The organism is Mycobacterium sp. NGS45, assembly GCF_059812645.1.
This window is the reverse complement of record NZ_JCALDB010000005.1, coordinates 99,946-122,313: the sequence shown is the minus strand read 5'-3', so window position 1 is coordinate 122,313 and position 22,368 is coordinate 99,946. Positions and strand designations below refer to the sequence as shown.

22 protein-coding genes are annotated in these 22,368 nt (G+C 69.5%); 19 read left to right on the top strand and 3 right to left on the bottom strand.

The window, feature by feature from the left end; translation table 11 throughout:
- Positions 1–12: 12 nt before the first annotated feature.
- Positions 13–501: an inorganic diphosphatase gene (locus AC5Y3P_RS06700; protein WP_500045114.1), complete on the bottom strand. Its 489-nt coding sequence runs from the start codon at positions 499–501 to the stop codon at positions 13–15.
- A 132-nt stretch (positions 502–633) separates the two neighbouring features.
- Here AC5Y3P_RS06700 and dacB point away from each other — a divergent pair, with 132 nt between their 5' ends.
- The 5 genes from dacB to AC5Y3P_RS06675 are packed head-to-tail and all read left to right on the top strand — an operon-like array spanning position 634 to position 6,829.
- On the top strand, positions 634–2,016 hold the full coding sequence (gene dacB / locus AC5Y3P_RS06695; protein ID WP_500045113.1) for a D-alanyl-D-alanine carboxypeptidase/D-alanyl-D-alanine endopeptidase: 1,383 nt from the start codon (positions 634–636) through the stop codon (positions 2,014–2,016).
- Positions 2,013–3,050, top strand: coding sequence for a zinc-dependent metalloprotease (locus tag AC5Y3P_RS06690; protein ID WP_500045112.1), 1,038 nt, complete (start codon positions 2,013–2,015; stop codon positions 3,048–3,050). Before dacB ends, AC5Y3P_RS06690 begins: the two co-directional genes overlap by 4 nt.
- Entirely contained in the window at positions 3,029–4,015 is a 987-nt protein-coding gene (gene tilS, locus AC5Y3P_RS06685; protein ID WP_500045111.1) for a tRNA lysidine(34) synthetase TilS, read from the top strand. The genes AC5Y3P_RS06690 and tilS overlap by 22 nt, the downstream gene beginning before the upstream one ends.
- Positions 4,016–4,028: 13 nt before the next feature.
- Positions 4,029–4,610, top strand: a complete 582-nt coding sequence (hpt, locus tag AC5Y3P_RS06680) for a hypoxanthine phosphoribosyltransferase (RefSeq protein ID WP_500045110.1) — start codon at positions 4,029–4,031, stop codon at positions 4,608–4,610.
- A gap of 17 nt (positions 4,611–4,627) precedes the next feature.
- Positions 4,628–6,829: a molybdopterin-dependent oxidoreductase gene (locus tag AC5Y3P_RS06675; RefSeq protein ID WP_500045109.1), complete on the top strand. Its 2,202-nt coding sequence runs from the start codon at positions 4,628–4,630 to the stop codon at positions 6,827–6,829.
- A gap of 27 nt (positions 6,830–6,856) precedes the next feature.
- On the opposite strand, the gene AC5Y3P_RS06670 is transcribed toward AC5Y3P_RS06675, so the two are convergent.
- Both AC5Y3P_RS06670 and AC5Y3P_RS06665 read right to left on the bottom strand, forming a co-directional pair.
- Positions 6,857–7,591 carry an SIMPL domain-containing protein gene (locus AC5Y3P_RS06670; RefSeq protein WP_500045108.1) on the bottom strand — a complete coding sequence of 245 codons (735 nt, stop codon included), beginning with the start codon at positions 7,589–7,591 and terminating at the stop codon, positions 6,857–6,859.
- A gap of 9 nt (positions 7,592–7,600) precedes the next feature.
- Positions 7,601–8,566 carry an alpha/beta fold hydrolase gene (locus AC5Y3P_RS06665; protein WP_500045107.1) on the bottom strand — a complete coding sequence of 322 codons (966 nt, stop codon included), beginning with the start codon at positions 8,564–8,566 and terminating at the stop codon, positions 7,601–7,603.
- A gap of 121 nt (positions 8,567–8,687) precedes the next feature.
- Here AC5Y3P_RS06665 and ftsH point away from each other — a divergent pair, with 121 nt between their 5' ends.
- From ftsH to AC5Y3P_RS06595, 14 genes are all read left to right on the top strand, one after another.
- On the top strand, positions 8,688–11,015 hold the full coding sequence (gene ftsH, locus AC5Y3P_RS06660) for an ATP-dependent zinc metalloprotease FtsH (RefSeq protein ID WP_500045106.1): 2,328 nt from the start codon (positions 8,688–8,690) through the stop codon (positions 11,013–11,015).
- A 17-nt stretch (positions 11,016–11,032) separates the two neighbouring features.
- On the top strand, positions 11,033–11,647 hold the full coding sequence (gene folE, locus AC5Y3P_RS06655) for a GTP cyclohydrolase I FolE (protein ID WP_500045105.1): 615 nt from the start codon (positions 11,033–11,035) through the stop codon (positions 11,645–11,647).
- Entirely contained in the window at positions 11,644–12,489 is an 846-nt protein-coding gene (folP, locus tag AC5Y3P_RS06650) for a dihydropteroate synthase (RefSeq protein ID WP_500045104.1), read from the top strand. Before folE ends, folP begins: the two co-directional genes overlap by 4 nt.
- Entirely contained in the window at positions 12,482–12,868 is a 387-nt protein-coding gene (folB, locus tag AC5Y3P_RS06645) for a dihydroneopterin aldolase (protein WP_500045103.1), read from the top strand. Before folP ends, folB begins: the two co-directional genes overlap by 8 nt.
- Complete coding sequence (gene folK / locus AC5Y3P_RS06640) at positions 12,865–13,395, top strand: 2-amino-4-hydroxy-6-hydroxymethyldihydropteridine diphosphokinase (protein ID WP_500045102.1); 531 nt, start codon at positions 12,865–12,867, stop codon at positions 13,393–13,395. The genes folB and folK overlap by 4 nt, the downstream gene beginning before the upstream one ends.
- Positions 13,373–13,855: a DUF3180 domain-containing protein gene (locus AC5Y3P_RS06635; RefSeq protein ID WP_500045101.1), complete on the top strand. Its 483-nt coding sequence runs from the start codon at positions 13,373–13,375 to the stop codon at positions 13,853–13,855. The genes folK and AC5Y3P_RS06635 overlap by 23 nt, the downstream gene beginning before the upstream one ends.
- 56 nt (positions 13,856–13,911) lie before the next feature.
- Positions 13,912–15,378, top strand: coding sequence for a DUF6779 domain-containing protein (locus tag AC5Y3P_RS06630; RefSeq protein ID WP_500045100.1), 1,467 nt, complete (start codon positions 13,912–13,914; stop codon positions 15,376–15,378).
- A gap of 88 nt (positions 15,379–15,466) precedes the next feature.
- A complete protein-coding gene (locus AC5Y3P_RS06625) occupies positions 15,467–16,402 on the top strand; it encodes a Rossmann-like and DUF2520 domain-containing protein (protein WP_500045099.1) in 936 nt (311 codons plus the stop codon).
- Entirely contained in the window at positions 16,399–17,301 is a 903-nt protein-coding gene (gene panC, locus AC5Y3P_RS06620; protein ID WP_500045098.1) for a pantoate--beta-alanine ligase, read from the top strand. Before AC5Y3P_RS06625 ends, panC begins: the two co-directional genes overlap by 4 nt.
- Positions 17,301–17,717 (top strand): aspartate 1-decarboxylase, encoded by a 417-nt coding sequence (gene panD / locus AC5Y3P_RS06615; RefSeq protein WP_500045097.1) that lies wholly within the window; start codon positions 17,301–17,303, stop codon positions 17,715–17,717. Before panC ends, panD begins: the two co-directional genes overlap by 1 nt.
- The gene (locus AC5Y3P_RS06610) at positions 17,717–18,532 is read left to right on the top strand and encodes a type III pantothenate kinase (protein WP_500045096.1); all 816 of its coding nucleotides are present in this window, start codon (positions 17,717–17,719) and stop codon (positions 18,530–18,532) included. Before panD ends, AC5Y3P_RS06610 begins: the two co-directional genes overlap by 1 nt.
- 288 nt (positions 18,533–18,820) lie before the next feature.
- Positions 18,821–19,687: an LppX_LprAFG lipoprotein gene (locus AC5Y3P_RS06605; protein WP_500045095.1), complete on the top strand. Its 867-nt coding sequence runs from the start codon at positions 18,821–18,823 to the stop codon at positions 19,685–19,687.
- 3 nt (positions 19,688–19,690) lie between these two features.
- Complete coding sequence (locus AC5Y3P_RS06600) at positions 19,691–21,148, top strand: fatty acid desaturase (RefSeq protein ID WP_500045094.1); 1,458 nt, start codon at positions 19,691–19,693, stop codon at positions 21,146–21,148.
- 16 nt (positions 21,149–21,164) lie between these two features.
- Entirely contained in the window at positions 21,165–22,349 is a 1,185-nt protein-coding gene (locus AC5Y3P_RS06595) for a type III polyketide synthase (protein WP_500045093.1), read from the top strand.
- The last annotated feature ends 19 nt before the right edge of the window (positions 22,350–22,368 follow it).

The window sequence follows — 22,368 nt, the reverse complement described above, 5'->3', positions numbered from 1 at the left end:
CGCGGTGCAAATTCAGTGCCCGGCTTGTTTGAACCGCTCCAGCGAGCGGGTGACTTCGGCCTCGGCCTCGGCGCGGCCCACCCAGTCGGCGGTCTTGACGAACTTGCCCGGCTCCAGGTCCTTGTAGTGCACGAAGAAGTGCTTGATCGCGTCCAGTTCGAACTGTGACACGTCGCCGATGTCCTGGACGTGATCCCAACGCGGGTCATCGGCCGGGACGCACAGCACCTTGGCGTCGCCGCCGGCCTCGTCGGTCATGTTGAACATGCCGACCGGGCGGGCTTCGACGATCACACCGGGAAACACCGACTCCGGCAGCAGCACCATGGCGTCCAGCGGGTCGCCGTCCTCACCGAGGCTGTCCTCGATGAATCCGTAGTCGGCCGGATAGCCCATCGGCGTGAACAGGTAGCGGTCCAGCTTGACCCGACCGGTTTCGTGGTCGACCTCGTACTTGTTGCGCTGCCCCTTGGGGATCTCGATGGTCACGTCGAATTCCATCGGCTTGAGCTCCTTTGCCGGAAATCTGTCAGTCGTTCGTCGGGTGCAAACACTAAATGCCGCGCCGATCCGGCACCTGCTCGGGGTTTGCGGGTCGCGGCTGGCTGCCAGTCGGGACGATACCCTGCATGCATGCATCCCAGCCGTTGGCGACCGTCGAAGCACCTGGCCGTCGGCTTCGGCGTGCTCGTCACGGTGATCGCGGTGGTGGCCGCGGTCCTGATGTGGGTGGGCGGGCACCAGAGGAGCCAAGCGGCCCTGCCGGCCCCGGCTCCGGCGGTGGCCAACCCGGGTGTTCGACCGGTGTCCGACAGCGCGCCGAAGCCGACTCCGGCCGGGCTGGCGGCAACCCTGCGGACGCCGTTGGCCGATCCCAACCTGGGGGTTCTGACCGGTCTGGTCACCGATGCGCTGACCGGCGCCGAGCTGTGGAGCCAGGGTGACGACGTGCCCATGCAGCCGGCGTCGACCAACAAGGTGTTGACCGCGGCGGCCGCGCTGCTGACCATGCCCCGCGACACCCGGCTGACCACCAAGGTCGTCGCGGCCGAGGCCGGAACCAAATCCGGCCTGGTGGTGCTGGTCGGTGGCGGTGACCCGACGCTGTCGGCGGCGGCCCCGGGCCAGGACACCTGGTACCGCGAGGCCGCCCGGATCAGCGACCTGGCCAAGCAGGTCAAGGACAGCGGGTTCAAGGTCACTGCCGTCGCAGTGGACACCTCGCGCTACAGCGGACCCAAGCTGGCCCAGGGTTGGGATCCGGCCGACATCGAGGGCGGCGACATTGCCCCGATCGAATCCGTCATGCTCGACGCGGGCCGCACCCAGCCCACCACCGTCGAGTCTCGGCGCTCGCTGACCCCGGCGTTGGACGCCGGCCGCGCGCTCGCGGACGCCCTGGGGGTCGATCCGGCCAAGGTCACGGCGCTGCCCGGGCCGGCCACCGGCGACGAGCTCGCCGCGGTGCAGTCCGCGCCGTTGATCGAGCGGCTGCGCCAGATGATGTATGCCTCGGACAACGTGATGGCCGAGAGCATCGGCCGCGAGGTGGCCGCCGAACTCAATCGCCCGCAGAGCTTCACCGGTGCCGCCGACGCGGTGCTCACCCAGCTGGCCGCCGCCGACATCGACACCTCCCGCGCGGTGCTGTTCGATTCCAGCGGTCTGTCGGTCGATGACCGGCTCACCGCCCGCACCCTGGACACCGTGGTGGGCGCTGCCAGCGGGACCGACCAGCCCAAGCTGCGTCCGCTGCTGGACCTGTTGCCGATTGCCGGCGGCAGCGGAACCCTCTCCGAGCGGTTCCTGGGCGCGGACGCCGTCGGCGCGGCAGCCGGCTGGCTGCGCGCCAAGACCGGATCGCTGACCGGCACCAACGCGCTGTCCGGGGTGGTCACCGACCAGAGCGGCCGGGTCCTGACGTTCTCGTTCATCTCCAACAACGCCGGGCCCACCGGCCGCACCGCGATCGACGCCCTGGCCGCCACGCTGCGGTCCTGCGGGTGCACCCGATGAGCGCCGAACCGGCCGCCCGGATCGCCGTCGGCGATGCGGTGGACTGGGACTTCGCCGCGACCGTCGGGGCCCGGTTGGCCCGGCCCGCACCGCCGATCAGCGACTACACCCGCAGCCAGGTGATCGAACAGCTGACCAGCGCGGCCCGGGCCGCCGAACCACCGGTGCGGGAGGTGACCCGATTGGGCACCGACCACCCGGTGCCGGAGGCGCGCATCGTGGACCGGCCGCAGTGGATCCGCGCCGCCACCGAATCGATGCGCGCCATGACCAACGCCGAGCAGGCCTCCCGGCGGGGTCTGGTCGGTGCCCTGGCCGGCCGGCTCACCGGCGTGCAGTCCGGCGCGGTGCTGGCGTTCGTGTCGGCCGGCATCCTGGGCCAGTACGACCCGTTCGGCGTGGACGGCGGCCAACTGCTGTTGGTCTACCCCAACGTGATTGCGGTGGAACGTCAACTGCGGGTGCAGCCTGACGATTTCCGGCTCTGGGTCTGTCTGCACGAGGTGACCCACCGAGTGCAGTTCACCGCCCACCCGTGGCTGGCCGGCTACATGATCGACTCGCTGGCGGTGCTCACCCAGGACGGCACCGAGGACCTCAAGGTGGTGATCGGTCGGCTCGCCGAGTTCGCCCGCGACCGCAAGGACGGCATGGTCGGGTTCATGCGGGCCATCCAAACCGAGGCTCAGCGTGCGGCTTTGGATCGGCTGCTGGTGCTCGCCACGCTGCTCGAAGGGCACGCCGATCACGTGATGGACGCGGTGGGCCCGGCCGTGGTGCCGTCGGTGGCCACCATCCGCAGCCGGTTCGACGATCGACGCAATCGCAAACAGTCTCCGCTGCAACGACTCCTGCGCGCACTGATCGGTGTGGACGCCAAGCTGGCGCAGTACACCCGGGGTAAGGCGTTCGTCGACCACGTGGTGGGACGAGTCGGCATGGACCGGTTCAACGTGATCTGGACGGGTGCGGAGACACTGCCCCGGCCGGCTGAGATCGATGATCCGCAGCGATGGATCGACCGCGTTCTGTAGCCGAATTACGGTCCACGGTAACCGAATTCGCCCGCATCCAGCTGCCCGGCTGTGAGCGCTGGTGCGTCGCGCTGTCCGGTGGCGCGGATTCGCTGGCGCTGACCGCGGTGGCCGCCGAACTGTTGCCCACCGTCGCGCTGATCGTCGACCACGGTCTGCAGGCCGACTCCGCCGCGGTTGCCGAGACTGCCCGCCGCCAGGCCATGGACCTGGGATGCGTTGCAGCCCATGTCCTTCCGGTGTGTGTCGGAACCGAAGGTGGCCTGGAGGCGGCCGCCCGCAGCGCGCGCTACGCGGCCCTGGATGCGGCCCGCGCCGGTGCGCCGGTGTTGATCGGACACACCCTCGACGATCAGGCCGAGACCGTGCTGCTGGGGTTGGGCCGCGGCTCCGGCCCCCGCTCGATCGCCGGCATGCGCAGTTATCAGCCCCCGTGGGGCCGGCCGCTGCTGGGCGTGCGGCGCGCTGCCACCGAGACGGTGTGCGCCGAACTGGGGCTGGTGCCGTGGCGGGATCCGCACAACAGCGACCTCGCGTTCACCCGGGCCCGGTTGCGCCACGAAGTGCTGCCGCTGCTCGAGCAGGTGCTCGGCGGCGGGGTCGCCGAGGCGTTGGCCCGTACCGCCGATCTGCTGCAGCTGGACGGCGAGCTGCTCGACGCGTTGGCCACCTACGCGTTGCGCAGCGCCCGCGTCGCCGATGGCGGATCGACCGGGCTCGACGTCGCTGCGCTGCAACCCTTGGCGCCCGCGGTGCGGCTGCGGGTGTTGCGGTTGTGGCTGCTGGCCGCCGGTGCGCGTGGACTGACCTACCAGCAGCTGCGGGCGGTCGACGCCCTGGTCACCCGCTGGCGCGGCCAGGGCGGGGTGGCGGTCGGGACCGCGCGCACCGCGACGCCCACCGGGCACCGGCGGTTCGCCGAACGACGAGCCGGGCAACTCCGGCTGCGCGACGAACCAATCTGAGGTATGGCACGCTGTGCACGTGTCAGCGCAAACTGCCGAGTTGTACCCGGGTGACATCAAGTCGGTGCTGCTGTCCGAGCAGCAGATCCGGCAGCGCACCGCAGAACTCGCCGCGGACATCGCCGCCGATTACGCGGCCGATCCGGGTGATCAGGATCTGCTGCTGATCACGGTGCTCAAGGGCGCGGTGATGTTCGTGACCGATCTGGCCCGCGCGCTGCCGGTGCCCACCCAGCTGGAATTCATGGCGGTCAGCTCCTACGGTTCGTCGACGTCGTCGTCGGGGGTGGTGCGCATCCTCAAGGACCTCGACCGCGACATCCACGACCGCGACGTCCTGATCGTCGAGGACATCGTGGACTCCGGGCTGACGCTGTCCTGGCTGCTGCGCAACCTGGCCACCCGCCAGCCGCGCTCGCTGAAGGTGTGCACGTTGCTGCGCAAACCCGAAGCCCTGCGCGCGGCCGTCGACATCGCCCACGTGGGCTTCGACATCCCCAACGAGTTCGTGGTCGGTTACGGACTCGATTACGCCGAGCGCTACCGCGATCTGCCCTACATCGGCACACTGGAACCGAAGGTCTACAGCCACTAGAGGACTTGGGGGCGGAGATGACGAGCACCGCCGACAGCAGCACCCGCCACGCATTACGGATCTGCCCGATCTGCGAAGCCACCTGCGGACTGCGTCTGACCCTGGACGGCCCCCGGGTGATCGCCGCGCGTGGCGACGACGACGACGTGTTCAGCGCGGGCTTCATCTGCCCCAAGGGCGCCAGTTTCGGCGAACTCGATTCCGACCCGGCCCGGCTGACCCAGCCGCTGGTCCGGCGCGACGGCGTGCTGACCGAGGTGAGCTGGGACGAGGCGTTCGCGGTCGTGGCGCAGCGCCTCGGCGCGGTGCTGGCCGAGCACGGCGGACCCTCGGTTGCGGTGTACCTGGGCAACCCGAACGCGCACACCGTCGCCGGTGCGCTGTATGCGCCGATGGTGACCAAGGCGCTGGGCACCCGCAACGTGTTCTCGGCCAGCACGCTGGATCAGATGCCCAAACAGGTCGCGCTCGGGCACCTGTTCGGCAACCCGTTCACCTTCCCGGTGCCCGACCTGGACCGCACCGACCACCTGGTGATCATCGGCGCCAACCCGCTGGTGTCCAACGGCAGCGTCACCACGGCCCCCGACTTCGTCGGCAAGCTCAGGGCGCTGCGCCGGCGCGGCGGCCGGCTGACCGTCATCGACCCGGCCCGCACCCGCACCGCGGCGCAAGCCGACCGGCATCTGGCGCCGCGCCCGGGCACCGACGCCGCGCTGCTGTTCGCCGTGGTGCACGTGCTGTTCGACGAGGACCTGGTCGATCCCGACTTGGGCGGCCAGGCGCACCTGGTGGACGGCGTCGACCAGGTGCGCGCGCTGGCGCGTGACTTCATCCCGGAGACCGTCGCGCAGTACTGCGGGGTGGCCGCCGAGGACATCCGCACGCTGGCCCGCGAGATCGCTGCGGCGCCCAGCGCCGCGGTGTACGGCCGGCTCGGCACCTCGACCGTCGAGTTCGGCACACTGGGCAGCTGGCTGGTCGAGGTGATCAACGTGCTGACCGGCAACCTGGACCGGCCCGGCGGTGTGCTCTTCCCGTTGTCGGCCACCGCCACGAAGCCGCGCCCGCCGCACACCGGCCGCGGGTTCGCCGTCGGCCGGTGGCACAGCCGGGTGTCCGGCCATCCCGAGGTGGCCTCGGAATTCCCCGCGGTGGCGTTGGCCGAGGAGCTCGACACCCCGGGTGCGGGGCAGGTGCGGGCGCTGATCACGATCGCCGGCAACCCGGTGCTCTCGGTGCCCGACGGTGAGCGGCTGGCCCGCGCATTGGACGGCGTGGACTTCATGCTCAGCATCGACCCGTATCTCAACGAGACCACCCAGCACGCCGACGTCATCTTGCCGCCACCACCGCCGTCGCAGAGCCCGCATTTCGACTTCGTGCTCAACAACCTGGCGGTGCGCAACAACGCGCGCTACTCACCGCCGGTGCTGCCGCAGGATGACGACCGGCCCGACGAGTGCGAGATCCTGGCCCGGATCGCGCTGCTGGTGTTCGGGTTGGGTATCGACGCCGACCCCACCCTGGCCGATGACCAGGTGATCGCCGCGACCCTGGCCAAAGAGGTCGCCGATCCGCATTCGCCGGTCGCCGGTCGCGACGTCGCCGAGCTGACCGCGATGCTGGCCGACGGCCCCGGCTACGAACGACGGTTGGACATGATGTTGCGGTTGGGTCCCTACGGCGACGGTTTCGGTGCCGACCCGGACGGGCTGACCTTGGCGCGGTTGGCGGCCGCCCCGCACGGCATCGACCTGGGGCCGCTGCAGCCGCGGCTGGCCGAAATCCTGCGCACCCCATCCGGAAAGGTGGAGTTGGCGCCGCCCGCCGTCGTCACCGATGTGGCCCGGTTACGGACCGCGCTGGACCGCCGCGACGACGGCCTGGTGCTGATCGGGCGCCGTCACCTGCGCTCCAACAACAGTTGGATGCACCTGCGCGGCGGCAGCAACCGGGCCACGCTGCGGATCCATCCCGACGACGCCGAACAGCTCGGCCTGGGTGACACCGCCGTGGTCAAGGGCCCCGGCGGCGAACTGCTGGTGCCGGTCGAGGTCACCGACGACATCCGGGCCGGCGTGGTGTCGCTGCCGCACGGCTGGGCCGAGGCCAACGTCAACCAACTCAACGACGGCGGCACGCTGGATCCGCTGTCGGGCACCGCGGTGCTCAACGGGGTGCCGGTGGACGTCTCGGCGCACACGCCGCTGGACTGACCACCCGCGGCCCGGGTCAGCTCGCGGTCAGCGCAGCTCCCAGATCACCGTCACGGTGAACTCCACGCTCTGCTGTCCCGGGGACAGCGGCACGTCGGTCATCGCGGCGCGCGGCATCGGGGTCGGCGGGGTGGTCGAATCGGTGCTCTCCGAGATCGAAATGACCTCGCCGAGTTGTAGGCCGGACAACTCGGCGTACTGCTGCGCCCGGTTCTTGGCGTCCTCGAACGCGCGGGTACGGGCGTCGGTGAGCAGCTTGGAATCGTCGTCGATGGTGAAGTTCACCGAGTTGATCCGGGTGGCGTCACCGCCGGTGCTGACGATCATCGCCAGCACCCGCGACGCCAGGCCGATGTCGCGGATCGTGACGTCGATGGTGTTGCTGGCCTGGTAGCCGACGATGGCCGGGACGTCGCCACCGGAGTATTGCGGTTGCAGGCTGACCCCGGTGGTCGCGATGTCGTTGCGGTCCACCCCGGCGCCCACCAGGGTGTCGATCACGGCTTGCTGACGTTCGTTGGTCTGGTTCATCGCCGCGGTGACGTCGGGCGCGGTGAAGCTGATCGCCACATTCGTGGTCAGGGTGTCCGGCGTGCCCTGCACACTGCCGGTCCCCAGCACCGTCACCTGCCGGACCGCGCCATCGGCCAGCGGGGCAGCCGGCGACGGTGTATCGCAGCCGGTCAGCGCGGCGGCCATCGCTGCGACCAGCAGGACCAGGGAAAACCGAAGCAGCCGAGAGCTATTGGCGACGAAGTGCATGCTCGCACCCTAATGGTCGGCGGGCGGGTCCAGCACGGTGTGCACGACGGCGCCGCCGTCGGAATCGGTGGCGGCGGCGGTGTCGAGCCCCGCAAGGAACTCCAGTAGCAGCTGGTTCACCCGTTCGGCACTGTCCTGCTGCAGCCAGTGACCGGCGCCTGGGATCCATTCCTCGCGATAGGGCCCGCGGGCCAGTTCCCGGGCCCGCTCGGGGCGCATGGTGGCCTGCACGGGATCGTCGGTGCCGGCCACGAACATCGCCGGGATCGTGAACGACGCATCGGCCAGCTGCGGGGTCGAGGCCCAGTTGCGGTCGTAGTTGCGGTACCAGTTCAGCGCTCCGGTGAATCCGGTGCGCTCGAACTCGGTGACGTAGTGCTCGAACTCGGCCTGGGACAGCCAGTCCGGCAGCGCCGCCTGCGGGTCGAAGCTGCCGGTGAACATCTGGCGCATGGTGGCCGCCGGGTCGGCGCCCAACTCGGCGTCGGCCAGCCCGGGCGTCTGGAACCGCAGCATGTAGAAATCCGGACCGAACTTGCTCAGCCAGGCCTCGGTGGGCCGGGTGCGGGCCCGCGGGATCGGCGGCACCGAGAGCCCGACGGCCGCGCGCACCCGGTCCGGGTGCAGCAGCACGGTCTGCCAGACCACTAGTGCGCCCCAATCGTGGCCGACGAACACCGCCTGGCTGGCGGGGCCGACCAGCACGTCGAGCAGAGCGACCAGATCCCCGGACAAGGCGTGGATGTCGTAGTCCTCGACCGGCTCCGGGCGGCTGGACCCGCCGTAACCCCGCTGGTCGGGCGCGATCACGTGGTAGCCGGCGGTGGCCAGCACCGGAATCTGGTGCCGCCAGGAAAACGCCAGTTCGGGGAAGCCATGTGCCAGGATCACCGCCGGGGCGTCGCGCTCCCCGGCCTGATGGACGCGCAACCGGACACCGTCGAGTTGGACCTGACGTACGTGGGACAGCTCCATCGACTCAGCCAAGCACACCGGCGGGAACTTCCGTTCGTTGGTCTAGCGGTAGCCTGAAGTACTCGTTCGCACGTATCGGAAGGACCTGACCGGCGCTGGGCACGGCCGGTCGAAGCAAGCGATGAACCGAAAGACCGTGATCCGGACCCTGGTGGTGATCGCCGCCGTCCTCTTCCTGGGGTGGTCCTTCTTCTATTTCGGCGACGACACCCGCGCGTACAAAGAGGTCGACACCACCGTCGCGCTGGCGCAGATCGAAGCCGGCAACGTCGAGCACGCGCGGATCGACGACCGCGAACAACAGCTGCGGCTGGATCTGACGAACGGCACCGACCAGACCTCGGACGCCAAGCAGATCATCACCAAGTTCCCCACCGGGTACGGCACTCCGCTGCTGGACCAGCTGCGGGCCAAGAACGTCGACACCAACACGACGGTCAACCCGGGCAACTGGCTGGGTACCGCGCTGATCACCATGCTGCCGCTGTTGCTGCTGGTCGCGCTGTTCGTGATGTTCTCCCGGATGCAGGGCGGCGGCCGGATGGGCTTCGGCTTCGGCAAGTCGCGGGCCAAACAGCTCACCAAGGACATGCCCAAGACCACCTTCGCCGACGTGGCCGGTGCCGACGAGGCGGTCGAGGAGCTCTACGAGATCAAGGACTTCCTGCAGAACCCGACCCGGTATCAGGCGCTGGGCGCCAAGATCCCCAAGGGCGTGCTGCTCTACGGCCCGCCCGGCACCGGTAAGACGCTGCTGGCGCGCGCCGTGGCCGGTGAGGCCGGGGTGCCGTTCTTCACGATCTCGGGTTCGGACTTCGTCGAGATGTTCGTCGGTGTCGGCGCCTCTCGGGTGCGTGACCTGTTCGAGCAGGCCAAGGCCAACAGCCCGTGCATCATCTTCGTCGACGAGATCGACGCCGTCGGCCGGCAGCGTGGCGCCGGACTCGGCGGTGGCCACGACGAGCGCGAGCAGACGCTCAATCAGCTGCTGGTCGAGATGGACGGTTTCGGTGACCGGCAGGGTGTCATCCTGATCGCGGCCACCAACCGCCCCGACATCCTGGACCCCGCGCTGTTGCGCCCCGGCCGCTTCGACCGCCAGATCCCGGTCTCGGCTCCGGACCTGGCCGGCCGCAAGGCGGTGCTGCGGGTGCATGCACAGGGCAAGCCGATCGCGCCGGACGCCGACCTGGACGGTCTGGCCAAGCGCACGGTCGGGATGTCCGGCGCCGATCTGGCCAACGTGATCAACGAGGCCGCGCTGCTGACCGCGCGCGAGAACGGCTCGGTGATCACCGGGCCCGCGCTCGAGGAAGCCGTCGACCGCGTGGTCGGCGGTCCGCGGCGCAAGAGTCGGATCATCAGCGAGCACGAGAAGAAGATCACCGCTTACCACGAGGGCGGGCACGCGCTGGCCGGCTGGGCGATGCCGGACATCGAACCGATCTACAAGGTGACCATCCTGGCCCGCGGCCGCACCGGCGGGCACGCCATGGCGGTGCCCGAGGACGACAAGGGTCTGATGACCCGCTCGGAGATGATCGCCCGACTGGTGTTCGCGATGGGCGGTCGCGCCGCCGAGGAGCTGGTGTTCCGCGAGCCCACCACCGGGGCGTCCTCCGACATCGAGCAGGCCACCAAGATTGCCCGCGCGATGGTCACCGAATACGGCATGAGCGCGAAGCTGGGCGCGGTCAAATACGGCACCGAACACGGTGACCCGTTCCTGGGCCGCACCATGGGCACCCAACCGGACTACAGCCATGAGGTGGCCCGGGAGATCGACGAAGAGGTGCGCAAGCTGATCGAGGCCGCGCACACCGAAGCCTGGGAGATCCTCACCGAGAACCGCGACGCCCTGGACCGGTTGGCCGGCGCGTTGCTGGAGAAGGAGACCCTGCACAAGCCGGAGCTGCAGGTGGTGCTCGCCGACGTCAAGAAGCGGCCTCGGATCACCGCGTTCGACGACTTCGGTGGCCGCATCCCGTCGGACAAACCGCCCATCAAGACCCCGGGCGAACTGGCCATCGAACGCGGCGAGGAATGGCCCAAGCCGGTGCCCGAGCCAGCGTTCAAGACCGCAATCGCCGCGGCCGGCGCGGCGCCGCACAACGGGCCCAACGGGTCGCACGGCCCGGGCTCGCCCGGCGCCGACGGCTCACGTGCCGGCAACGGCGCGCCCACCCCCGGTGCCACCCAGCCGGACTACGGGGCGCCCGCCGGTTGGCATGCCCCGGGTTGGCCGCCGCAGGACCAAAGTGGTTGGCCCGCACCGAGTCCGGCGCCCGCGCCGTCGGGCGGCTGGCCGGCGCAGCCGCCGTACCAGCCGGGTCAGCAGCCCTACCCGCATCAGCAACCTCCGCCGCAGCATCGTCCGGAAGGCGCAGCGCCGTCCGGGGATTGGCACGGCGGCGACCCGAACCGGCCCAACCCCCCGGCGAACGGCTGATGACGAACGGAGCATCCATGGGTTCCACGGCGTCCGCACCCAATGCGGCGACGGTAAACCTGCCCACCTTCGACCAACCGCGAGCTGAAGCGGCGGTGCGGGAGTTGCTGCTGGCCATCGGGGAAGATCCCGACCGGCATGGTCTGCAAGACACCCCGGCCCGGGTCGCGCGCGCCTACCGCGAACTGTTCGCCGGTCTGTACGTCGACCCCGACGACGTGTTGAACACCACCTTCGACGAGCAACACGACGAACTGGTGCTGGTCAAGGAGATCCCGATGTACTCCACCTGCGAGCACCATCTGGTGTCCTTCCACGGGGTGGCGCACGTGGGCTACATCCCCGGCGCCGACGGGCGCATCACCGGTCTGTCCAAGATCGCCCGGGTGGTCGATCTGTACGCCAAGCGCCCCCAGGTGCAGGAGCGGCTGACCGGTCAGATCGCCGACGCGGTGATGCGCAAACTGGACCCGCGCGGGGTGATCGTCGTGGTCGAGGCCGAGCATCTGTGCATGGCGATGCGCGGGGTGCGCAAACCGGGCGCCATCACCACCACCTCTGCGGTGCGTGGACAGTTCAAGACCGACAACGCATCTCGGGCCGAGGCGCTGGAACTCATCCTGCGTAAATGATGGCGCAGACCGGGGTGCGCACCCAGGTGATGGGGGTCGTCAACGTCACCGAGGACTCCTTCTCCGACGGTGGCCGCTACCTGGACGTGGACCGCGCCGTGGCACACGGGCTGTCCCTGGTGGCCGAGGGCGCCACCATCATCGACGTGGGCGGGGAATCGACCCGGCCCGGTGCGGTGCGCATCGATCCCACGGTCGAACTGCGCCGCGTCATTCCGGTGGTCGAAGTGCTTGCTGCGCAAGGGATCACGGTCAGCGTCGACACCATGCACGCCGAAGTGGCCCGGGCTGCGCTGGACTGCGGTGCCAGCATCGTCAACGACGTCTCCGGTGGCCGGGTCGATCCGGCCATGGCGCCGCTGCTGGCCGAGGCCGGGGTGCCGTGGGTGTTGATGCACTGGCGTTCGGTGAAAGCCGCGCAACCGCACGCTGTTCCGGACTACGCCGACGTGGTCGCCGAGGTGTCGGCGGAGTTGACCGAGAGTGTCGAGCGGGCGGTGGCCGCCGGGGTGCGACCGGAGAACTTGATCATCGACCCCGGGCTGGGCTTCGCCAAGACCGCGCAGCACAACTGGGCGCTGCTGGCCGAGCTGCCGCGGTTCGTCGACAGCGGTATCCCGGTGCTGATCGGAGCCTCCCGCAAGCGGTTCCTCGGCGCGCTGCTCTCCGGCCCCGACGGTGCACTGCGGCCGCCGGACGGCCGCGAGGTCGCCACCGCGGTGATCTCGGCGTTGGCCGCCGACGCCGGCGTCTGGGGTGTCCGGGTACACGACGTCCGGGCCACGGTGGATGCGTTGGCCGTGCTGGGTGCCTGGGAGTCCGGCGGGAGGGCCGATGGCTGACCGAATCGAACTGCGCGGCTTGACCGTTCGCGGCAATCACGGTGTCTTCGACCATGAGCGCCGCGACGGTCAGGACTTCGTCATCGACATCGTGGTCTGGCTGGAGCTGGCGGCAGCAGCGGCCAGCGATCAGCTCGCCGACACCTATGACTACGGTGTGCTGGCCCAACGCGCGGCCGCGGTGGTCGGCGGACCGGCCCGCAACCTGATCGAGACGGTCGCCGCCGAGATCGCCGACGACGTGCTGACCGACGAACGCGTGCACGCCGTCGAGGTCACCGTGCACAAACCGCACGCACCGATCCCGCTGACCTTCGCCGACGTCGCCGTGGTGGCACGCAGATCGCGCCGCGGCGGCCGAGCGGCAGGTGCCCTGTGAGTCGGGTGGTGTTGTCGCTGGGCTCCAACCTGGGGGACCGACTGGCCCGACTGCAGGGCGCGGTCGACGCGCTCGGCGCGCGGGTGCAGTGCTGTTCGCCGGTGTATGAGACCGCACCGTGGGGCGGCGTCGAACAGGATGCGTTCCTCAACGCGGTGGTGCTGGCCGAGGACCCGGACCTGGACGGTCTCGGCTGGTTGCGGTTGGCCCAGCAGATCGAACAGGACGCCGAGCGGGTGCGCACCCAGAAGTGGGGTCCGCGCACCCTGGACGTGGATCTGGTGGCGGTCACCGACGAGGACGGTCCGGTCGAGTCCGGCACCGCGGAGCTCACCCTCCCGCACCCGCTGGCTCATCAGCGTGCCTTCGTGCTGATCCCGTGGCTCGACGTCGATCCGACGGCCCAACTCGGCGTGGCCGGCCGACTGCGTCCGGCGGCCGAGTTGCTCGCGGCCCTGCATGACGATGAGCGCAGCGGCGTCCAGCTGACCTCCTGGGAGTTGCATGGGCCCGACGCGCGTACGTGACCTGGCCGCGGCGGTGCTTGCCGCCGCGGTGGCCGGCTACCTGGCGGTGCTGCTGCTGTACCGCTGGTTCCCGCCGCTGACGCTGTGGACCGGTACTTCGCTGGCCGCGGTGGCGGTCCTGGAGGCGATCTGGGGCTTCACCGTGCGCAATAAGATCGGTGCAGGTCAGATCGGTATCGGCGGCGGTCGGCTGGATCCGTTGGTGGTGGCCCGCACCGTGGTGATCGCCAAGGCCTCGGCCTGGGTGGGCGCCGTGGTGCTGGGCTGGTGGCTGGCCGTGCTGGCCTACCTGCTGCGCAATCAGGACCTGGAAGTGGCGACGCACGACCTGCCCGGAACCGTCGTGGCCGCGGTGTGCGCGCTGGCATTGGCCGTTGCTGGACTGTGGTTGCAGCATTGCTGCAAGTCGCCGGGAGACCGTTCCGACGATCCCGACGAGACCTCGTACGCTCAGGATTGAGAATCGCCGCAGCGCGTCGCACCAGGACCCAGTACGCGCGGGTACAGTCAGCTGCCATGACCGTTCTGTCCCGCGGCGCCCGGGCGCGGCGCAGCGGCCGCAGGCCGGGATGGCTGCTCTTGACGGTGATGCTGGTCCTGGCGATTGCGGCCAGTTCAGCGCTGGTGTTCACCAACCGCGTCGAGTTGCTGAAGCTCGCGGTGATCCTGGCGCTGTGGGCCGCCGTCGTCGCCGCGTTCGTGTCGGTCATCTACCGCCGACAGAGTGACGCCGACCAAGCCAAGGTGCGCGATCTGAAGATGGTCTACGACCTGCAACTCGATCGTGAGATCTCGGCCCGCCGCGAGTACGAACTGACCGTCGAGACGCATTTGCGCCGTGAGCTGGCCTCCGAACTGCGGGCCCAGGCGGCCGACGAGGTGGCTGCGCTGCGCGCCGAGCTGGCCGCGCTGCGGACCAATCTGGAGATCCTGTTCGACGCCGACCTCGATCACCGTCCGGCCCTGGAAGCCGAACGGCCGCAACGAGAATGGGTGTCGGCAACGCCGGAGCGTCCGGGCCGGGTGGCCAGCAGTCGGATCACCGTGGTGCGTGACGACGATACGACCCGGACCAACGAGTCCCCGATCATCGACGTCCCCGAAGAACCACCACCGCCGCCGACCCCGCCGCCAGCTCCGCCGCGCGCGACCGAAACCCGGCCCCGCGCCGATCACCGCGGATCGCACCGGCGCGCCGCCGAGGAAACCAGCCTGATCTCCCCGGTGCCGCCCGCCCCGCAACCGCGTCGCGAGGCGCCACCGCCGCCGACCCCGCAGCCCCGGCGGCCCGCGCCGCCGGTGCCCGAGGCTGAACCGCAACCCGAATCGCGGCCGGAACCGCGCGGTTGGGAGTGGCAGCCCGAACCTGCGCCCCGGCCCGCGTGGGCACCACCGGCTCCGCCGTCCCCGTCGACCCAGGCCCCGTCGGCCCAGGCCCCGCCGACCCCGAGTTGGGCTGCGCCGCCCCCGCCCGCGGCCACCCCGACACCGGCGCCCGAACCGCCCGTGGAACGCCCGCCGGCCGAGCCGGCCGCAGCTACCCCGGAACCACCGGCCGAGCCGCCCGCCGCGGAACCTCCTCGGGGCCGGCACGCCCAGTCCGAGGCGACGACCATCCCGCCCGGCACCGGTCGACGGGCCGCCCGGCGCGCCGCCGCCGAAGCCGCAGCCGCCGCCCAAGCCGAGGCCGGGCAGGCCGCCGCGGCCGTCGCACCGGCCGAGCCGGGGACCGGCCGCCGCGCACGGCACTACTCCGGGGTGGACCCGGTGGCCGAACCGCCGCGTCCTGGCGCACCCGAGCCGCCACCTTCCCCGGCACCCCAGAGACGCCGTCGCGCAGCGTCCGAGCCGAGCGCCCGGCACCGCAGCGCCGATGAAGAAGCCGCAGGTGAAAGCACCGGCGGGCAGTCGGTGGCCGAGTTGCTGGCCCGGCTGCAAGCACCCAGCGGCGGCGGCGGTCGACGCCGCCGACGTGAAGACTGAGCCGGGTTTCCGGTAAAGTCCTGGTGACCGTCCGGTACCCGCAGCGCGGGACTGGAACGTACGAAGAGAATCTCGAGGATCGTCTGCGATGGTGCAGTCGGAACGTTCCCCCGCGGTGTCCGTGGCGGGATTACCTCCCGCTCGGCTCAAGGTGGGGTTGATCTCCGCCGGCCGGGTGGGCACCGCACTTGGCGTGGCGCTGGAACGCGCCGAGCACGTCGTCGTGGCCTGCAGCGGCGTCTCCAACGCCTCGCTGCGCCGCGCCGCGCAGCGGTTGCCGGATACCCCGGTGCGACCCGTGCACGAGGTGGCTGCGCAGTCCGAGTTGCTGATCCTGGCGGTACCCGACAGCGAGTTGGCCTCGCTGGTCAACGGCCTGGCGCAGACCGGTGCGGTGCGGCCGGGCACCATCGTGGTGCACACCTCCGGGACCAACGGAATCGCGGTGTTGGCGCCGCTGACCGAGCAGGGCTGCGTGCCGCTGGCGATCCACCCCGCGATGACTTTCACCGGCGCCGACGAAGACATCAGCCGCCTCGGCGACACCTGCTTCGGCATCACCGCCGCCGACGAAATCGGCTACGCGATAGCGCAATCGCTGGTCCTGGAGATCGGCGGCGAGCCGTTCCGGGTACGCGAGGACGCGCGCACGCTGTATCACGCCGCGCTCGCGCACGGCAGCAACCACGTGGTCACCGTGATCGCCGACGCGCTGGCGGCGCTGCGCGCGGCGCTGTCCGGCCAGGAACTGCTGGGCCAGGAACTGATCGGCGACCACCCGGGCGGACTGGCCGAGCGGGTGCTCGCGCCGCTGGCCCGCGCTGCCCTGGAGAACACCCTGCAGCGCGGCCAAGCCGCGCTGACCGGGCCGGTCGCACGCGGCGACGCAGCCGCAGTGGCCGGGCATCTGGGGGCGCTGGCCGAAGTCGACCCCGACCTGGGCGAGGCGTACCGGTCGGCCTCGCTGCGCACCGCGCAGCGGGCGCACGCACCGGCCGAGGTGCTCGAGGTGTTGGCCCGGTGAGCGCGCCGCGCCCGCCGGTGTTCGAAACCGGCCGCCTCAACGTCTACACCGAGCCCTCGGCGGTCACCGAGGTCTGCACCGCGCTGCGGCACAGCGGCCGCCGGGTCATGTTGGTGCCCACCATGGGTGCGCTGCACGACGGGCACCTGGCCCTGGTACGCGCCGCGCAGCGGGTCCCGGGCGCGGTGGTGGTGGTCTCGATCTTCGTCAACCCGCTGCAGTTCGGTGCCGGTGAGGATCTGCAGGCCTATCCGCGCACGCTGGATTCCGACCTGGCCGCGCTGCGCGCCGCGGGTGTGGACATCGCGTTCACGCCGAACGCCGCCGCGATGTACCCGAACGGCCCGCGCAGCACGGTGCAGCCCGGGCCGCTCGGCGCCGAACTGGAGGGTGCGGCGCGCCCCACCCACTTCGCCGGCATGCTCACCGTGGTGCTCAAGCTGCTGCACATCGTCCGACCGGATCGGGCGTTCTTCGGCGAGAAGGACTATCAGCAACTGGTGTTGATCCGGCAGATGGTCGACGATCTCGACGTCGGGGTGCGCGTGGTGGCGGTACCGATCGAGCGGGAGGCCGACGGCCTGGCGATGTCCTCGCGCAACCGGTACCTGGATCCCGAACAGCGCGCGCAGGCGGCCTTCCTGTCCGCCGCGCTGCTCGCCGGGCGGGTGGGCGCAGCCACCGGCAACGCGGCCGGTGCGGTGGCCGCGGCGCGCGCAGTGCTCGACGAGGTGCCCGGTATCGAGATCGACTACCTCGAGGTGCGCGGGCCGTGGCTGGATGCCGCACCGGCGTTCGGTACCGCACGCCTGCTGGTGGCAGCCCGGGTCGGGACCACCCGCCTTCTTGACAACATCGGCGTCGAACTCGGTGGCGCCCCGGATTCCCGGAGGAACTGATGCAACGGATCATGCTCAAGTCGAAGATCCACCGTGCCACCGTCACGCACGCCGATCTGCACTACGTAGGGTCGGTGACCATCGACGCCGACCTGATGGAGGCCGCCGATCTGTTGGAAGGCGAGCAGGTCACGATCGTCGACATCGACAACGGCAACCGGCTGGTCACCTACGCCATCACCGGTGAGCGCGGCAGCGGGGTGATCGGTATCAACGGTGCCGCAGCGCATTTGGTGCACCCCGGCGACCTGGTCATCCTGATCGCCTACGCGCAGATGGACGACGCCGAGGCCCGCGAGTATCGGCCCCGGGTGGTGTTCGTCGACGCCGACAACACCCAGATCGACCTCGGCGACGACCCCGCACATGTGCCCGACGACGCCGGCGAGCTGATCTCGCCGCGGAGCTTGCGGTAGTGCTGCTAGCCGTCGACGTTCGCAACACCCACACCGTGGTGGGTTTGCTCAGCGGGTCGGGCGAGCACGCAAAAGTGGTGCAGCACTGGCGGATCCGCACCGAACCCGAGGTGACCGCGGACGAGTTGGCGCTCACCATCGACGGCCTGATCGGCGACGACTCGGAACTGCTGACCGGTGCGGTGGCGTTGTCCACCGTGCCGTCGGTGCTGCACGAGGTGCGCGTGATGCTCGACCAGTACTGGCCGAGCGTGCCGCACGTGCTGATCGAACCGGGTGTGCGCACCGGGATCCCGCTGCTGGTGGACAATCCCAAGGAGGTCGGCGCCGACCGGATCGTCAACGCGCTGGCGGCATTTCACCAGTTCTCGGCGCCGGCGATCGTGGTCGACTTCGGATCTTCGATCTGCGTCGATGTGGTTTCGGCCAAGGGGGAGTTCCTCGGCGGTGCGATCGCTCCCGGGGTGCAGGTGTCTTCGGATGCCGCCGCGGCGCGTTCGGCGGGGCTGCGCCGGGTGGAACTGACCCGGCCCCGCTCGGTGGTCGGCAAGAACACCGTCGAGTGCATGCAGGCCGGCGCGGTCTTCGGCTTCGCAGCGTTGGTGGACGGGTTGATCGCGCGGGTCCGCGAGGACGTCGACGGTTTCGACGACGACGATGTGGTGGTGGTTGCGACCGGTCATTCGGCTCCGCTGCTGCTGCCCGAACTGCGCACCGCGGCCCGGTTCGATCGCCACCTCACCCTGACCGGTCTGCGGTTGGTGTTTGAGCGAAACCGCGACGGTGGTCGCGGTAGGGCAAAGATCGCACGCTGATCCGACCCGGGTCGCTGCGCTGGGTAAAGATTCTGTAGGCACACCCCGCTGGGGGGTGTTAGCGTGCTGTGCAGCACATCAGCACGACGTAGAGGGGGCTACATGAGTCCGGAGTGGACGGCCGAATGGGTTGTCACCTGCGAAAACTCGGAATAGGTCCCGTATTCAACTGTGAATCCGCAGCAAGCCAGCTAGCCCCCACGGGCTGCCAACAAGACCCGGCTGTGTCAACCGCCACCGGCTCGGCCAGTCGCCGTCACGTTATCCCCTCTCCAGCAAAGGTTGAACATGACTGAACGCGTTACCTCCCTGACAATTCCCCGCGCCGGCCGAAGCAGCCGCACGGCGGTGGCGGCCACCGCGCTGCTGGCCGGACTGCTCGGTGCGGCACTGGTGGGTTGCGACTCCACCGCCACCACCGAAGAAACCACCACGACCACCACGCGCGCAGCCGGCGACGCCACCCCGGTGCCCAGCCCGACCGCACCGGCCGGTGAACCGGCCCAGGTGCTCGAGGAGAGTGCGCGTACCACCGAGACGCTGCAGTCGCTGCACATCGACCTGGTGGCCACCGACGTGCCGAACTTCCCGCTGTCCAGCGTGCAGGCCGGTGTCACCAACCAGCCGCAGGGCAACGGCCGTTCGGTCGGCGAGGCGGAGTTCCGTCCGTTCGAGGGCGCGGACTTCGAGCACAAGGAATTCATCGTCGACAACCGCACCTTCTACACCAAGGGTGAGGACGGCAAGTACGAGTCGCTGGGCCCGGCCGAGAAGATCTACGACCCGGGCGTGATCCTGGACCGCGAGATCGGCCTACCCAAGGTGCTGCGGTCGATCCAGAATCCGGAGATCGTCGATCCGGTGATCATCAACGACGTGCAGACCGTGGCGGTGTCCGGCACCATCGCGGCCGAGGTCATCGACCCGGTGCTGCCGCGCCTCGGCGTCGACGGCGGCACCCTGCCGATCACGGTGTGGGTGGCCGACGTGCAGCCCAAGGAAGGTGAACCGACCACCACCCGTCCGTCCGAAGAAGCATCTCCGGGTACCGGGCCCAACCTGGTCCGGATCAAGGTCGAGAAGGGCGACGGAAACGTCGAGGCCACGCTGTCGAAGTGGGCTGAGCCCGTTGAGATCCCGAATCCGACTGAATGAGCCATGACTGACCAACTGCCCGCGGTTGACGAGCGGCCGCTGCCGCCGCACCCGCCGGGTGGCCCCTCCATGCCCGACGTGTGGGTGTACAAGGGCCGCGCTTACGATCTGACCGACTGGATCACCAAGCACCCCGGCGGGGCGTACTTCATCGGCCGTTCCAAGAACCGCGACATCACGTCGATCTTGGGCTCGTGCCACGTCGACCCGGACCGGATCGAGAAGCTGCTCGAACGCTACGCGTTGGATCGGCCCGCGGTCCCAGAAGACGTGCACCCGAAGAACAACGCACCGCCGTTCCTGTTCACCCCGGACTTCAACAGCTGGCGTGACACACCGCGGTCGTCGTTCGGCGACAAGGCCGATCTGCTGCACCAGATCAAGGCCCGGCTCAAGGAGCCGGCCATGAAAGCCAAGATCGCGCGGATGGACAAAGTGTTCAACATCGTCGCGCTGCTGGTGACGCTGGCGTACTTCGCGGTGCAGGCGGTGTGGGTGACGGGCACCGGTTGGCTACCGCTACCGGTGTTCGTGCTCGCGATGGTGGCGCTGCGCAGCTCCCTGGCCGGCTACGGCCACTACGCCGTGCACCGCAAACAACGCGGTTCAAACCGGCTGCTGGCCAACGCCTTCGACATGAACTACGTGGCGCTGACCCTCGTCACCATCGACGGCCACATCATGCTGCATCACCCGCACATGCAAAGTGAAGTCGACATCAAACGCAACGTGTTCACCATGATGATGTCGCTGCCGCGACTGCTACGCATCCCGGTGCACACCCTGCACAAATTCGGTCACCTGGTGGCCGGCATGCCGTGGCGGATCGTCGACGTCGCCCGGATCACCCGGCGGGTGGGTGTCGACGAGATGTACGGCAGTGCGCGCAACGCGATCGCGCACTTCGCCGGTTCGGCGATCGTGCGGATCGTGCTGCTCGCCGAACTGGTGGTGTTCATCGCGATCGGTGACTTCTGGGTCTGGGCGCTGCAGTTCGTGCTGACCCTGTGGGTCAGCACATTCCTGATCGTGGCCAGCCACGACATGGAGGAGGAAGCGCCGAGTGCCACCGAGATCGCGGAAAAGGACTGGGCGGTACACCAACTCGAAGAGTCCTACGACCTGAAGGTGGTCGGCAACCGCTATCTGGATTGCTTCCTGTCGGCCGGACTCAGCTCGCACCGGGTGCACCACGTACTGCCATTCCAGCGCAGCGGTTACGCCAACATCGCCTGTGAGCAGATGGTGGCCGAGGAAGCGGCCAAGTTCGGGGTGCCGTGGTTACCCGCGAAGAGCTTCCTGACCGATCGACTGCCCAAGCTGGTACGCAATTATCTGCTCACACCCTCCCGGCAGGCACGCGAGAATGAGTGGGGGGTAGTGCGCGAGCATCTGTCGTGGACTGCCTGGAAGGACGGATTCAACTACGCCAAAGCCGGTTTCGGATTCGGTTCGGTGTGAGCGAGGTTAGGAAGAGATGACGGTGCACAGTGAATCGACGCTGGCACACCAGCAAGACGGCGCGCTGAGTTCACCGCTGCCGCCGAGCCCGCCCACCAGCGTGGCGGTGATCGAGAGCATCGCCACCGGCAACCCGGACCAGGTGGTGAGCCAAACCGATGCGGCCGCACAGGTTCTGAATCTGGTCGACGACGAGGCGACCCGCCGGCGAATCGCCCGGATCTACCAGAACACCCGGATCGAGACTCGGCATCTGGCCGTCGATCCGCTCGACCCGACGTTCGACGGGCTGCGCAGCGGATCCGGCAACATCCGCGACCGCATGCAGTTGTTCTACCAGCACGGCGCGCCGTTGGCGCTGGACACCGCGCGCCGCGCGGTCGAGGCCGTGCCCGACGCCGTCGACGACATCGGGTTGTTGGTGTTCGTCACCAGCACCGGTTTCATCGCGCCCGGGGTCGACGTCGCCGTGGTCAACGGATTGGGCTTGGCCCCCACGGTATCTCGGCTGGTCGTCAACTTCATGGGATGTGCGGCGGCGATGAACGGCATCCGCACCGCAACCGATTACGTCCGGGCCAACCCGGACCGCAAGGCCCTGGTGATCTGCCTGGAACTGTGTTCGGTCAACGCCGTGTTCGCCGGACACATCAACGACATCATCACGCACAGCCTGTTCGGTGACGGCTGCGCTGCCGTCGTGATCGGTGCCGGAGCGGTACAGCAGCCGCTGGCACCCGGCAAGGTGGTGGTGCGGGAGAGCTTCACCCGGCTGTTCGAGGGTGCCGCCGACGGCATCGTGCTGGGCGTCAACCACAACGGCATCTTGTGTGAGCTGTCGGCGCAACTGCCCGACTACATCTACCGGGGTGTGCGTCCCGCTGTCACTGAAATGTTGGCGCGACATGACCTTTCGATCGTCGACGTGGACCTGTGGGCGGTGCATCCCGGCGGCCCCAAGGTGATCTCCGAATCGGTGCGCTCGTTGGGCCTGGATGCCGGGGCTGCGCCGGTGAGCTGGGAGATGCTGCGCCGGTACGGCAACCTGCTCAGCGTCTCACTGCTGTTCGTACTGCAGTCGATGGTGCTCGACCCGGTCGCTGGCCTGGATCCCAGCACTGACCTGGCCACCGGTGTGGCGTTCTCCTTCGGGCCCGGTGTGGCGCTGGAAGGCATGCTCTTCGATATCGTCCAGCGCTGATCCGAGACCGAGAAAGGGG